This is a genomic window from Lacisediminihabitans profunda, from assembly GCF_008040105.1.
Lineage (GTDB): Bacteria > Actinomycetota > Actinomycetes > Actinomycetales > Microbacteriaceae > Lacisediminihabitans > Lacisediminihabitans profunda.
Window position 1 is genome coordinate 51,746 of the sequence record NZ_VRMG01000006.1, and the last position, 13,935, is coordinate 65,680.

The 13,935-nt window shown below is 66.1% G+C and carries 12 protein-coding genes; 9 read left to right on the forward strand and 3 right to left on the reverse strand.

Annotated features, from left to right (window positions below; all coding sequences use genetic code 11):
- Positions 1-25 precede the first annotated feature (25 nt).
- Complete coding sequence (locus tag FVP33_RS08805) at positions 26-1,237, reverse strand: ROK family transcriptional regulator (RefSeq protein WP_147783292.1); 1,212 nt, start codon at positions 1,235-1,237, stop codon at positions 26-28.
- Between the two features lie 243 nt (positions 1,238-1,480).
- On the opposite strand from FVP33_RS08805, the gene FVP33_RS08810 reads away from it, so the two are divergent.
- The 6 genes from FVP33_RS08810 (at position 1,481) to FVP33_RS08835 (ending at position 8,139) form a co-directional block, all read left to right on the forward strand.
- Positions 1,481-2,824 carry an ABC transporter substrate-binding protein gene (locus FVP33_RS08810; RefSeq protein ID WP_147783293.1) on the forward strand — a complete coding sequence of 448 codons (1,344 nt, stop codon included), beginning with the start codon at positions 1,481-1,483 and terminating at the stop codon, positions 2,822-2,824.
- Positions 2,824-3,768, forward strand: coding sequence for a carbohydrate ABC transporter permease (locus tag FVP33_RS08815; protein WP_222706670.1), 945 nt, complete (start codon positions 2,824-2,826; stop codon positions 3,766-3,768). The genes FVP33_RS08810 and FVP33_RS08815 overlap by 1 nt, the downstream gene beginning before the upstream one ends.
- Positions 3,769-3,781: 13 nt before the next feature.
- A complete protein-coding gene (locus tag FVP33_RS08820) occupies positions 3,782-4,651 on the forward strand; it encodes a carbohydrate ABC transporter permease (RefSeq protein WP_222706671.1) in 870 nt (289 codons plus the stop codon).
- 8 nt (positions 4,652-4,659) lie between these two features.
- The gene (locus FVP33_RS08825) at positions 4,660-5,823 is read left to right on the forward strand and encodes a Gfo/Idh/MocA family protein (RefSeq protein ID WP_187270645.1); all 1,164 of its coding nucleotides are present in this window, start codon (positions 4,660-4,662) and stop codon (positions 5,821-5,823) included.
- The gene (locus tag FVP33_RS08830) at positions 5,820-6,635 is read left to right on the forward strand and encodes a ThuA domain-containing protein (protein ID WP_147783296.1); all 816 of its coding nucleotides are present in this window, start codon (positions 5,820-5,822) and stop codon (positions 6,633-6,635) included. The genes FVP33_RS08825 and FVP33_RS08830 overlap by 4 nt, the downstream gene beginning before the upstream one ends.
- A 214-nt stretch (positions 6,636-6,849) precedes the next feature.
- Positions 6,850-8,139, forward strand: a complete 1,290-nt coding sequence (locus FVP33_RS08835; RefSeq protein ID WP_187270646.1) for an MFS transporter — start codon at positions 6,850-6,852, stop codon at positions 8,137-8,139.
- 271 nt (positions 8,140-8,410) lie between these two features.
- Here the strand turns inward: FVP33_RS08835 and FVP33_RS08840 are convergent, their stop codons facing one another.
- Entirely contained in the window at positions 8,411-9,415 is a 1,005-nt protein-coding gene (locus FVP33_RS08840) for a Gfo/Idh/MocA family protein (RefSeq protein ID WP_147783298.1), read from the reverse strand.
- A gap of 44 nt (positions 9,416-9,459) precedes the next feature.
- On the reverse strand, positions 9,460-10,446 hold the full coding sequence (locus FVP33_RS08845; protein ID WP_147783299.1) for a Gfo/Idh/MocA family protein: 987 nt from the start codon (positions 10,444-10,446) through the stop codon (positions 9,460-9,462).
- Positions 10,447-10,639: 193 nt separating this feature from the next.
- Between FVP33_RS08845 and FVP33_RS08850 the strand changes: the two genes are divergently transcribed.
- The 3 genes from FVP33_RS08850 to FVP33_RS08860 are packed head-to-tail and all read left to right on the forward strand — an operon-like array spanning position 10,640 to position 13,933.
- On the forward strand, positions 10,640-11,632 hold the full coding sequence (locus tag FVP33_RS08850) for a carbohydrate ABC transporter permease (protein WP_147783300.1): 993 nt from the start codon (positions 10,640-10,642) through the stop codon (positions 11,630-11,632).
- A 16-nt stretch (positions 11,633-11,648) separates the two neighbouring features.
- The gene (locus tag FVP33_RS08855; protein WP_246142265.1) at positions 11,649-12,578 is read left to right on the forward strand and encodes a carbohydrate ABC transporter permease; all 930 of its coding nucleotides are present in this window, start codon (positions 11,649-11,651) and stop codon (positions 12,576-12,578) included.
- Positions 12,578-13,933: an ABC transporter substrate-binding protein gene (locus FVP33_RS08860; RefSeq protein WP_147783302.1), complete on the forward strand. Its 1,356-nt coding sequence runs from the start codon at positions 12,578-12,580 to the stop codon at positions 13,931-13,933. Before FVP33_RS08855 ends, FVP33_RS08860 begins: the two co-directional genes overlap by 1 nt.
- Positions 13,934-13,935 lie beyond the last annotated feature (2 nt).

Genomic DNA, 13,935 nt, shown 5'->3' on the forward strand with positions numbered 1-13,935 from the left:
GGCCCTCCGCACGCCTCCGGGAGGCTCAGTCCATCACGAGCACGCTCGCGCGGGGCGCGAGGAAGTGGTCCATCACCAGCTCGGCGGCGCCCTGGGCGGCGAGCTGCTCGCCGACGGCGGAGCCCACGACGGTGAATGTCTCGCGCGAGACGACGAGCTCGTGGCGCACCGCATCCTCGAGCACGGGAAGGAAGGCGCCGCTGAGGCGATTCCAGGTGGGGCCGCCCAGCACGACGCGGGGCACGTCGATGAAGTTGACGAGCACGCCGATGCCGACGGCCACCCGGCGCGCGGCGCGATCCAGGATGGCGGACGCCGCGGCATCCCCGCCGGCGGCCAGCTCGCAGAGCGCGGTGCAGGCGTCGTCGATCGCCAGGTAGTCGGTGAGGTCGGGCAGCGGCATCAGCCCGGCCTGCACCGCCTGGATGACCAGGGCCTCGGGAACGCAGGCGGCGGCGAGTCCGCCCCGGCGCCCGCTCCAGCCCAGGTCCTCTGCCGTGGGATCGACGAGGATGTCGCCGATCTCGCCGATGTTGTTGCTGGCGCCGCGCAGAACCTGCCCCTGGGTGACGACGGAGGCGCCGACGCCAGACCCGAGGTAGAGGAACAGGAAGTCGGAGGCGGCCGACTTGCGCAGTTCGGCGGTGGCCGACGCGGTGACGTCCTTGTCGAGCAGCACCGGCATGCCGGTGGCGTCGTGGAGGTCGGCACGGAGTCGTACATCGCGCCACATGGGCAGCTGGGGCGGGTCGAGCACGACCCCGGTGAGCACGTCGAGCGGACCGGGGACGGCGATGCCCAGCCCAAGCACCCGGTCACGGTCGATGCCGGACTCGCGGATGAGACGGCCCGTGCTCACCGCGATGAGCGCCGTCATCTCGTCGGGGTTGGTGGCCTGCGGCGTGCGCAACTGCTGACGGTGACGCACCTCGCCGGCGGCGTCGAGCAGCAGGATCGTGAGCCGGGCAGGGTCGACATGAACGCCGACGGCGAAGGCGCCATCGCCGTTCACGGTCAGGGGAATGCTGGGCCGTCCGCGAACCGCGTCGCTCGGCGCGCTCTCGCGGATCATTTCGGCGTCGATGAGGCGCCGGGTGATGTTGGAGATGGTCTGCGACGCGAGTCCGGAGGTGCGCTGCAGGTCCGTCCTGCTCGCGCCGGGCTCCCGGCGGATCAGGTCGAGGATGACCGCCTGGTTGTAATCGGCCAGGCGGAGGAGGTTGCTGCCCCGGAGCATGTCACCCCTCTGCGGTCGGCCGGTCCGATGCGCGCCGTAGTCTGCCGCGCACCGCTAATCCTATCAAATCGACAAACTATCGCACGCTCGGTGATGGCGCTTCGGGCCGGAGGCGCCCTGTACTTACATGGCCGGTCATCCGGTGGTTGACGGGCGTCCATCCATGTCCTAACATGGGCCTCACGCTTTATCCCATTGAATAGGCAAAGTGGCCGACGGGAGCAAGCGGGGAGAGGCACCGCAATGAAGCGCACTCGTGTGATCGCCGCCTTCGTCACCACAGTTGTCGCCGCCGCAGGGCTCAGTGCTTGCGCGGCAACCGGCAGCAGCAGTGACGGGTCGGTCACCGTCTCCATCATGGAGACAAAGCAGATCGGCATCGACTCGGTCAAGAAGCAGATCCCCGGCTTCGAGGCTGCGATGAAGAAGCAGGGCAAGAACATCAAGGTCAAGCTGGTGGGCGACGTGCTGACCGACCCGCAATTCGTCACCAAGATCACCCAGCAGTTCATCGCTGGCGAGGCACCGGATGTCATCGACCTCGGCGACAGCATGGTCCCGGGCTTCGCAGGCGCCGGCTACCTGGCTCCCCTCGACGGCGACCTCGCCAAGTGGGACGGCTGGGGCCACTACTTTCCGCAGATCAAGAAGGCAATGGTCCGTCAGGATGGCAAGATCTACGCTCTCGTGCACGACACGGGAGTGCAGAACTTCTTCTATCGCAAAGATCTCCTGACGGGTTACGGCGTCGACACCACGCAGCCAGCAACGTGGGAGGACATGATCGCGCGTCTCGAGCAGGTCAAGGCCAAGAACGGCAACCTCCCGCCCATCGTCATCCCCGCAGGCACGGCATGGGGCGGAGGCTCGTGGGGCGAAGGCTTCCAGCCGATTCTCGCGGGCGTCGACCAGAAGTACTACAGCCTGAAGACGGGTAAGTGGGACCTCAAGAGCAGCGGATGGCTGCCGACCTTCAACCTGTACAGCGAGCTGGTCACCAAGGGCCTCCTCCCGGTGCAGGATCTGGAGAACCCGAACCCGTGGGAGCCGACCAAGTACGACAAGTTCCCGGCCGGCAAGCTCCAGGTTTCGGCTCAGGGCACGTGGGGATGGAAGTTCGACTGGGGCCCCGCCGGTGCCACTCCGATCGCCGACCTCGAGACCAAGGTCGACACCTGGCAGTACCCGGCAATGGAATCCGGCGGGAAGACCTACGGCTGGAGCGGTCTCGGGTCCAGCTATGGCGTCGCGGCGAAGTCGACGCACAAGGAAGCAGCCGTGCTGCTCGCCGAGTACCTGTCGTCCGGCAAGCCGCTGGCCGAACAGCTCGTCGCCTCCGGCGCAGCGCCGGTGCGCGATGACATCGCCGATGTGAAGCCGTTCTCCGGCGAGCCCAAACTGGTCCAGGCCGGTAAGGACCTCGCGTCGAGCCTCTACGTTCCCACCGGCGACGGTTCGGAGCAGATCGCCCAGGCTGTCGCCAACGCAACGGAGTTGATTCTCCAGGGCAAGGCGAACGGCCAGCAGGCCTACGACGCGTTCGTGAAGGATGCGACCGACCTGCTCGGGCCGACCCTGGTCAAGTAGTGACTTCCATTACCAGCACACCCATCCGGGCGGCGGCGGCTCCTCAGTCGTCGTCGCCCGGGCGCCGTCGTTCGAAGCGCACGTGGCCGTTCGTTCTCCTCCTGCTCGGCCCCGGTGCAGCGCTCATCGTCGTCTTCATCATCGTGCCGGCCGTGTACGGTGCTTACCTCAGCTTCACCAACACCCAACTCACCGGTTTTGCCGCGCGCGATCCCAAGTGGGTGGGCATCGACAACTACACCTACCTGTTGTCGAGTTCGGACTTCCTCTCCTCCCTCGGACAGACCGGCCAGTTCGTCTTGTTCTCGGCGATCATCGGCCAGACCGTGCTCGGCATGGTCGCGGCCATCCTTCTGAGCAGACCGTGGGTTCGCGGCAAGGGTCTCTGGGGTGCCGCTGTTCTGATGCCCATGATCGTGCCGGAGGTCGTCGCCTCGCTGACCTGGGCAAGCGTGCTCTCGAACAACTCTGCGGGCACCCTCAACCGGCTGACCGGGCTCTTTGGAGCCGACCCCACCTCCTGGCTCCAGGTGGTTCCGATGGTGTCGATTATCCTCGTCAACATCTGGCGCGGGGTCGCGTTCGCCATGATCATGTTCCAGGCGGCGCTCGAAGAGGTGCCCGTCGAACTCATCGAGGCCGCCCGGATCGACGGCGCCCGTGCTCTGCAGATCTTCCGGCACATCACCCTTCCCCTGATTCGGGGTCCGGTGTTCCTCTACCTGCTCCTGACCACCATCAGCACGGTGGGTGTCTTCGGGCTCGTCTACTTCCTCACCCAGGGTGGCCCGGGTGGCGCGACGCGCCTCGCGGCCATCTACATCTACCAGCGCGCCCTGCAGTTCGCCCAGATCGGAATCGGAAGCGCTGCCTCAATGATCCTCCTGGCGTTGGTACTGGTTCTCGGTCTCGTGTACGTGCGGCTTTCGAAGGTCGAGGTCTGAGATGACTGCTTCAGTGACAGCGCAGGCGATCGCGCCTGTACGAGCATTCCGACGCCGTCCGCTCGGCCCGCTGAGCGTTGTACAGCGGGTGCTGGCCTATACGCTCCTCGTGCTGATGGTGCTCTTCTGCCTCGTCCCGTTCGCCTGGGTCGTCCTCAGCTCGATCGATGGCCATGCGGGTCCGAACGTTCAGCTTCCGAGCCTGTCGTTCGACAACTTCGTCCGGTTCTTCACCAGCGCGGGAACCCCGATGCTGCTGGTGAACAGCCTCATCATCGGCATCGGAGGAACGGCGCTCAACCTCGTCCTCGGAGTCGCGGGCGGCTACGCTCTCGCCCGTTTCGAGTTCCGGGGTCGTCGAGCCTTCATGTTCGGCATCCTGCTGATCAGGGTGATCCCCGCCCCCGCGACCATCGTCGCGCTCTACCTGATCATGGTGAACCTGAAGCTCACGAACACGCTTTTCGGTCTCATCCTCGTCGAGGCCGTGCTTCAGCTCCCGGTGACACTGTGGCTGCTCAAGGGCACCATCTCGTCGGTTCCCATGGAGCTGGAGGAGGCCGCGTGGGTCGACGGCAACAGTCGGCTCCAGGCGATCCGGCGGATCGTTCTCCCCCTCATCGGTCCGGGGCTGGGTGCCGCGGCCATGCTGACCTTCATGGGAATCTGGGGTGACTTCCTCACCCCGCTCGTGATGCTGCAGAGCCAGGAGCTCTATCCGCTCTCGATCGGGCTGTTCAGAGCCTTCAGCGATCACAACCACGTCGACTGGGGCCTCCTTGCCGCTAGCGCGATCGTCTACGTGGCTCCACCAGCCGTGCTCTATACCTTCGTGCGCAAGCACTTGCTCCGCTCCAGCCTCGGCGGCGCGGTTAAGGGATGACGTCGACCATGACCGAAAAAATCGACCATCCGACCGCGCCCGGAGACCGCCTGCCGGTCGTCGTGGTGGGCGCCGGCGCGATGGGCACCGCGTGGATCCGCATGCTCGCGACGTCGCCGCACGCGGTGCCGGTCGGCGTGGTGGACCTGGACCTGGACCTCGCGGCATCCGCTGTCGCGACACTCGGTCTCGACGGAGCGGTCGTGGGGGACTCCGTCGCCGAGGTCGCCGAGCGTGCCGGGGCGGCGGCGGTGGTCAATGTGACCGTGCCGCAGGCCCATCGGATCGTGAACGAACAGGCGCTGCGTGCCGGCTTACCGGTGCTGTGCGAGAAGCCGCTGGCGCCGACGGTGGCCGAGGCACTCCGCCAGGTCGCGATCGCGGACCTCACCGGCGGCCTGCTGATGGTGAGCCAGTCCCGGCGCTACTTCAACCACCTGGCGGCGTTCCGCGACGCCGTCGAGCAGCTCGGCCCGTTGGCGGCGGTGCACGCGCAGTTCTTCCACGCCGATCACGAGCCCGGGTTCCGTGAGCAGATGGCGCATCCTCTGCTGGTGGACATGTCCATCCACCACTTCGACATGCTCCGCTACCTCACCGACGACGTGCCGGTCGCCGTGCGCTGCAGCTCGTGGAACCCGCCGTGGAGCTGGTTCGCGGGCGATGCCGCCGCGACGGCCGAGTTCGAGCTCGACTCGGGAGCGCGGTTCGTCTACTCGGGCAGCCGGTGTACCCCCGGCCTGCAGACCTCATGGAACGCCGACTGGCGCGTCTACGCCGAGCGTGGCGCCGCGTCCTGGGACGGCGACGATGTCGTGCGGGTGGACGCCGAGGGGATCGGGTTCGACGTTCCGGCCCGGCCCGAGGGCATCGAGGCATCGCTGGAGGAGTTCGTGACCTCGCTCCGCGCGGGCACGACGCCGCAGAACGAGGTGCGCGCGAACGTGCTCAGCCTGGCGATGGTCGAGGGAGCGATCCGCAGCAGCGAACGCGGAGGCGAGCGCGTGGTCGTCGCCGAGCTGCTGGAGGAGTCGCTCGCCCAGGCCATCACCGATGAACAACGTGACGACGTCGCGGGGGTGCTGCGTTCCTGGACCAGCGCGGCCGACGGCATCGCCACCCCGGCCTGGGGATCCGCCCCGGCCGCTATCGCGTCAGGAGGCGCCCAATGACCAGCACAGAACCGATCCGAGTCGTCGTCTGGGGGGAGAACCGGCATGAGCAGGTGAACCCCGTCGTCCGCGGGATCTACCCCGACGGAATGCACAACACCATTGCCGACGGCATCGCCGACCTGCTCGGCGGCGAGGTGACCGTGTCGACCCGCGTGCTCGACGAACCCGAGCACGGCATGACGGAAGAGACGCTCGCGGCCACGGACGTGCTGCTGTGGTGGGGGCACACCGCCCACGAGGAGGTCTCCGACGAGGTGGTCGACCGGATCCAGCGTCACGTGCTCGAGGGCATGGGCATCATCGTGCTGCACTCCGGGCATCACTCGAAGATCTTCCGGCGGCTGATGGGCACCACCTGCAGCCTGCGCTGGCGCAACGACGGCGACAGCGAGCTGGTCTGGACCATCGCTCCGCGGCATCCGATCACCGAGGGCGTGCCCCAGCCGATCGTGATCCCCGGCCAGGAGATGTACGGCGAGTTCTTCGACATCCCGGAGCCCGATGAGCTGGTGTTCATCAGCAGCTTCTCCGGCGGCGAGGTGTTCCGCAGCGGCGTCACCTACCGGCGCGGGTACGGGCGTGTCTTCTACTTCAGCCCCGGCGACGAGGTCTACCCGGTCTATCACCACCCCGACGTGCAGCGCGTGATCGCGAACGGCGTGCAGTGGGCGCGTCCGGAGCGTGCCCGCGAGTCGTACCTCGTGACGCCGATGTACCTGACAGGGGAATTCGACCGGCCCGTGCTGACCTCGCCAGATGGACTCGTGGACTACTACACCCGCGAGCCCATCACGCCGCGCGAACCCTGAGAGCGATCGGGTATTCTCACGCACGGCCGACCGGCCAGGGAACGCCCGCGGGTCTGTCGCGCTCTGTTCCGGAGTCGCCGGATGTGTCACCATCGTCATGGACCGGTTCGCACGGACTCCGCGGCACTGGCCGTCCTTCGTGCAGAAGCTTTCACCGTGGCCAGGCCCCAGCTCACCCCAGTCGAGCCCGAAGGGCGCACAGGACGGGAGCCCCATGACCGAAGACGCCGCCGCTCACCAGACGGGCCTCGCCGCGGCCGATCGCATCATCGAGATTCGTTCCATCGCCCGGCCGGCCACGCGACGACTGACTGTCTGGCTCCTGATTCAGGCGTTCGCGCTCTACGGGGTGTACGGCGCCGTGGCGGCGGTGCTGATTCCCAATCAACTGAGCATCATCGATCCGGCCAACAAGATCAACGACTTCGCTATCATCGCGACGGTCTTCGCGGCCGTCGCGACTCTGTCGCAGCCGCTCATCGGGGCATTCTCAGATCGCACACGCTCCAGATTTGGTCGTCGAGCACTCTGGATGCTCGTCGGAGCTTCGCTAGGCTCCGCGGCGCTGCGGGCTTTGAGTGCCTCACACAGCGTGGTTGCGGTCGGCCTCTTCGCGGCGGCGTTGAGCCTGGGAATCAACTCCCTGATCTCGCCACTCACCGCAACGCTTCCCGACCGCTACGCCGTGAGGCGTCGCGGCGGAGCTTCCGCCATGATCGGTGCGGGCACGATGCTCGGCGCGACGATCGGCTCCGTCATCGCCGGCATCATGGCGGCGCAGCTGGGAGTCGCGTATGTCGCCTTCGCCGTGGCGCTTCTGGTGCTCACCCTCCTCTTCCTCGTTCTCAACCGTGACTACTCGTCGAAGGACCTGTCGCTCGAGCGATTCTCCGCGCGCGTCTTCATCGGGCAGTTCTGGCTGAGCCCCAGAAAGCATCCGGAGTTCGGCTGGGTGTTCCTCGCGCGCTTTCTCTTCGTGCTCGGATTCTCTTCGGTGAGCACGTTCACCTATTTCCTGCTCACCGACTACGCCGGGCTGTCGCTCGCGCAGGCGAACGCCAGCGTCGGAGTCGTCGGGCTTGCGGCGCTGCCCGGAATGGTGATCGCCGTGCTGCTGACCGGATTTCTGGCCGACAGGATGGGTCGGCGCAAGATCTTCATGTGGATCGGATCGGGAGTGATGATCGCCGGGTTGGTGGTGCCGATCGTCTCGCCCACGCTGCTCGGCATCACCGTGATGAGCATGATGACTGGTTTCGGCTATGGCGCCTACCAGGCGTCCGACGTTGTCCTGATGACTCAGGTGTTGCCCAATGGTGGATCGGCCGCGGGAAAGGATCTCGGGATTCTGAACATGGCAACCGGCATTCCCACGGCGGTTGCGCCCGCTCTCGCGGCGGCGGTGATCGGCACGGTCTTCGGCTTCCACGGCCTGTTCGTCGTCGCGGGCGTCATCGTGCTTGTGGGCGCATTGGCGATCATCCCGGTCAAGAGTGTTCGTTAGCCAACTAACCTCGGTGAATGGGCAGTCCTGGACTGCCCGAGCCGTCCTGCACAACCCGTCCTGCACAACTGGAGTCTGTGGGGTGGGCCCCCGTGGACGGCGGCACCGTCCTGCACAACGCGTGCCAGGGGCACGGGAGCGCCGCACAGTGGGGACAGGCGGGCCCCACACCGCGATCGGAGCCGGCCGACCATCAGCTGGTCTACGCATCAGCTGGTCTACGCGGCGGGGTGAGCCCGCGATCCCGAACTCACCCTGGTCACCGTGTCGATCAGAATTGCAGCACCGGGGCGAGCGTCTTGGTTCGCGCGCCCTCATAGGCCGCGAGGATCATGCCGAGCACCTCTACGCCCTCCTTCTCGGTGTGCAGCGGCCGGGTTCCGTTGATGAGGCACTGCGCAAAGTGGTCGATCTCCGCGGAGAAGGTCTCGACATCCTCGAACTCGAAGGTCTCGACTGTGCCGGCTCGCAGCGACAGGGTCAGTGAGATCCCGTCGCTGGAGATCGAGCCGAGGTCGCCGACGGCCGAGAAGCGCTCGGTGGTCGGAGTGGGGTCGTAGGCCCAACTCGTGGCGAGGTGGCCGACGACGTCGTTGTCGAAGCGCACGAGCACCTGTGCCGAGTCTTCGCCCTCCATGAACTTCAGACGGTGGGTGGACAGGAGCGCTGTCGCCTCGACCGGTACGCCGCCGGCGAGGTGCAGCATCAGGTAGGTGGGGTGGTAGCCCGTGTCGATCAGTTCGCCCCCACCGCTGGTCTTGGCGCTCGCTCGCCAGCCCATGTTCGCCGGGTCGAAGTGGTTGTAAAAGCTGTCCGTGGTGCGCACCTCGAAGACCGTTCCGATCGCGCCGGAATCCAGGAGCTCCTTGGCCTTGGCCACCGCCGGCATGAAGAGCTGGTTGTGGGCGCACATGAGGGTCACGCCGCTCTCGGTCACGGCAGCCTTCACCTCGCGGGCCTCCTCCGGGGTGAGGCACAACGGCTTCTCGCAAAGGATGTGCTTGCGCGCGCGCGCGGCGGCGACGATCGCGTCCTTGTGCAGGTGGTGGGGGAGGCAGATGTCGACGGCGTCGACGTTCTCGTCCAGCACGAGCTCGTTGAAGTCGGTGTACGACGTCGCGTTCAGCTCCTTGCCGCGTCGCGCGGCCGTCTCCGGCACGGCGTCGGCGACGGCCGTGATGGTGGTCGTGTCGGGGTGGGCGAGGTAGCCGCGAATGTGCTCGGTCGCGATTCCGCCGCCGCCGATGAGGCCGATTCGTACGTGGTTCAGAGACATGGTGATGATGTTCCGTTCTGTGAAGCGAAGATGAGAGGGTGTGATCAGAGCGAGACGGATGCCCCGGACGCGGCAGACGCGTTCGCCGCGACCACCAGCCTGGTGAGTTCCACCGCGCGGGAGAGGTTGTCGTCGGCGCGCGTGCCCTGGACGATGTGATCGACCCACTGGGCGAAGGCGCCCGGCACGCCATCCGGCACGCCGATCCGGTGCCAGCCGTCGCCCCCGAAGGCGGCTCCTGACACGTTAAGGGTGATGCCCCAGTCGGAGTAGGCGAGGCTTCCCGCCGTGCCGAAGATCTCGATGGTGAAGGGGTTCTCGCTCACGAAACCCGCCTCGATGACGCCGATCGCCTGGTTGTCGTACCCCACGGTCACGACAGCGGAGTCGTCGACCGCACGGTCGGTCACCGACCGGTAGGTGGCGGACACCGTGGTCGGCGCGGCGCCGAGGAAGAGTTGGGTGAGGTAGACGGGATGGCAGCCGAGGTCGGTGAGTGCGCCGCCGACGGCCGTCTCGGGGTCGAAGAAGCGCTCGGGCAGCCAGCCCGAGACCGCGCCGCCGTGCGACAGCCGCACTCGCGAGTAGGTGATCCGGCCGAGCCCGCCGTCGTCGATCACTGTGCGGATGGCCTGCGTGTACCCGTCGTACAGCCGGGGGAGTGACACCACGACCTTGACGCCGTTCGCATCCGCCGCGGCGAGGATCTCCTCGGCCTCCGCGACCGTGGGGGCGAGGAGCTTCTCGGTGAAGAGGTGTTTGCCGGCATTTGCCGCCCTCACCATGACGTCTCGGTGAATGTTCGTGGAGGTCGTGACCGTCACCGCGTCGATGTCGGCGCGGGCCAGGAGTTCGTCGAGATCGCCGACGAATTCCACGCCGAACCGGGCGGCGCCCTCCCGTCCCCGCTCCGCGTCGTCGTCCCAGACGGCCATCAGGGTGGTGCCCGGATGTTCCTGCGTCTGGCGGGCGTAGTCGCCCGCATGAACATGCCAGAAGCCGAGTACGGCCACGTTTAGCGTCTTTGCCACGGTGATGTCTACCTCAGTCTTTGGGAACAGATTCACCCCATCCGAGCAGACCGCCCGCAATTTATCAAGGGTTTTGACTAAATAGGAAAAGTTCCCCCTTTTGGGGTAGAACGTGCTGTATGGTCGGTCGGAGTTGCCGCCGAGATGGCGTCGACAGTGAGGCACGCGGAAGTGCCAAGACGTTGGAGGCTCGATGGCGAACTCGATAGACGTGGTGGGTGCTGGCGCAAGGCGCCACTCACCGGCAGCAACGGCAGACGCCGTTCGCGCCGCCCGAACCGTGTCGAGAAGGCTCACGGTCCGCGACAAGAAGAACCTCGGACTCGGGCTCTTGTTCATCTCGCCGTGGATTGTCGGTCTGGTCATCTTCGTGCTGTATCCGCTGGTCTACTCGCTCGTCATCAGCCTGACGCGATACTCCGGGATGGCGAAGCCGACCTTCGTCGGGCTGCAGAACTACGTGACGGCCTTCACCGATCCGCTCGTGAAGATCTCGGCGGGGAACACGCTCTTCTACGCGGGTCTCGCCGTACCGATCGGCCTCGTCGTGGCCGTCGTGCTGGCCCTGGCGATGAACCGGAATGTGCGTGAGGTGGCGTGGTACCGCACGGCCCTCTACATTCCCTCCCTCGTTCCCGCGTTCGCGCTGTCGTTCATCTTCGTGGTGTTCGTCAACCCGCGCTTCGGCGTCTTCAACCAGTTTCTGACCCTGTTCGGGGCGGGTAACTCCAACCTCCTCGGCGAGCCGACTTCCGCCAAGATCGTCATCGTGTTGATGGCGCAGCTGGCGGCAGGGAACGCCGCCATCATCTTCCTCGCCGGCCTGCGCAACATCCCGGTGACGCTCTACGAGGCGGCGCGCGTCGACGGTGCCGGCCCGGTGCGGCAGTTCGTCTCGATCACTCTTCCGCTTCTCACTCCGGCGATCCTGTTCAACCTGATCACGGGGATCTCGGGCGGGTTGCAGGTGTTCACGCAGGCGTACGTGCTCACGAACGGGGTGGGAGGACCGGACAACGGGACGCTGTTCTACATGCTCTATCTCTACAAGAACGCCTTCAGCTACGCCTCGCTCGGCTACGCGTCCGCGCTGGCGGTGCTCCTCTTCGTGGTGGGCATGCTGCTGGCCTGGCTCGTGTACTTCATTTCCAAGAAATTCGTCAACTATGACGTTGCCGCGGGTTGAACAGGGAGAAGCAGACGTGACATTGACTACAACCACACCGCAGCCGCGAGGCCCGGAAGACGAGGCCGCGCTCGATGCCCCGAAGCGGGAGGAGGTGGGGCGCGCCCGAGACGGCAGCCGCCAGAAGTGGTACAGCTCCGCGATCGCCCGGATTCTCATGATCGGCCTGAGCCTGCTCTTCCTGCTTCCGCTCTACTGGATGATCGCCTCCGCGCTCAAGAGCGGCCAGGAACTCTCGCACTACCCACCCACGTGGTTCCCCCAGGAGTTCCACTGGGAGAACTTCGTCAACGCGGTCAACGCCATGCCGTTCTGGAGCTTCTTCCGCAACACCGCGGTGATCACGGTGCTGTCGGTGATCTTCTCGGTGGTGTCCAACTTCATCGTGGCGTACGGCTTCGCCTGCCTCGAATGGAAGGGCCGTGACCGCGTCTTCTACATCGTGCTTGCGACTCTCTTCATCCCGTTCCCGGTCACCCTCATCCCGATGTTCGACCTCTACGCGAATCTCGGCTGGGTGAACACCTGGCTGCCGCTGATCGTGCCCAACCTCTTCGCCTCGGCCTTCTTCGTCTTTCTGCTGCGCCAGTTTCTGCTGCAGATACCGAAGGACATGCTGGATGCCGCCCGCCTGGATGCGGCGAGCGAGTGGGCGATCGCCTGGCGGCTGGTGTTCCCCACCGCGCTCCCGGCGCTCACGGCGGTCGGCATCTTCTCGGCGGTGGGCGCCTGGAACGACTTCATGGGCCCGCTGATCTACCTGCAGGACGTGAACGTGCAGACCCTCTCGATCGGGTTGCAGGCGTTCCGGCAGACCAACCAGCAGGACATCCAGTTCAACGAGCTCATGGCGGCTTCGGTGCTCGTGATCGCCCCGCTCATCATCCTGTTCTTCGTTTTTCAGCGCTACTTCCTCAAGGGGATCACGTTAGGTGGATTCAAATAATGATGCAACGACGCACCTTCCTCGGCGGCGCGGCCGCCGTGGGCGCTCTCGCGGGACTCGGAATGCTCGCCGGCTGCACCGCGGCGCAGAGGGATCCGAACCAGATCAGGCTGTGGGGCGTCGGCGGCGACTCGCGGCCCGTCGAGAAGAAGATCATCGACGCCTACGGCAAGGTGGCTCCGCACGTCTCGGTGGTCAACAGCACCGTGCCGAGCAACGGCACCGGTGACGCGACGAGCATCATCACCGCGGTTCGCGGGGGAACCGCCCCCGACCTCTGGTATATGGACGCGTTCAGCTGTGCGCAGTACGCGTCGCTCGGGCTGCTGGAATCCATCACGCCGCTCATCGAGAAGTACGAGGACAGCACCTTTCTCGACCAGTGGCTGCAGTTCTCCACCGACTCGCTCAGCCTGAACGGTCAGGTCTACGGACTGCCGATGGACACCGACACGCGCGTCTTGTACTACAACAAGCGGCTCCTTCGCGCGGTGGGCGTCGACCTCGACGAGTTCGATCCGAAGAACGGTCCGCCCACCATCGAGCGGGTGCTCGAAATCAGCCAGAAGATGACCAAGAAGGACGGGCGCGGCAACTACACCCGGCTGGGGCTCATCCCCTGGGACGGCGAGGCCTGGGCCTACACCTGGTCTCTCGGCAACCAGGCGACCTTCTTCGACGACTCGAACTGCTCGATCGACCTCACGGCGAAGCCGATCCTCGACGCATACACCTTCCTCTACGACCAGGCCCGGGAGATGGACTTCGGCAAGGTGGACGCCTTCAAGGCGACCTACGAGCCGCCGAATCATCCGCCGGCCCAGACGTCGTTCCAGGGCGAACAGCAGGGCTTCCTGATCGCCCAACCGATCGTGAGCTCCCTGGAGAAGTACGTTCCCAACCTCGACTACGGCTACACCTACCTCCCGGTGGCGCACAAGGGCGACAAGCCGTACACCTGGTCGGGAGGCTTCTCGCTGGTGGCGCCGAAGGGCTCGTCGATGACGAAGGAGATGTGGGACTTCATGAAGTTCTACTGCGGCAAACCGGGCCAGGACATCTACATGCCGGCGGTGCACACGGTGCCGACCCAGCGGGACGTGCTGAAGAGCACCAACCCCGCGATCGAGTCCCTCGGGCTGTTCGTGGACCAGCTGAAGTTCTCCACCTCGCGGCCGCCCTTCCCGGTGAGTCAGATCTGGTGGGACTCGATGGCGCAGGCCCAGGACAGCGTGAAACTCGGCACGAAGACCCCGATCGAGGCGCTCGAGACGGCGCAGGCGCGGGTGGCGCCGCAAATGGACCTCTACTGCCCGTTCACACTGCCGAAGGGCTTCGGGGGCACCGGCGCGTGACC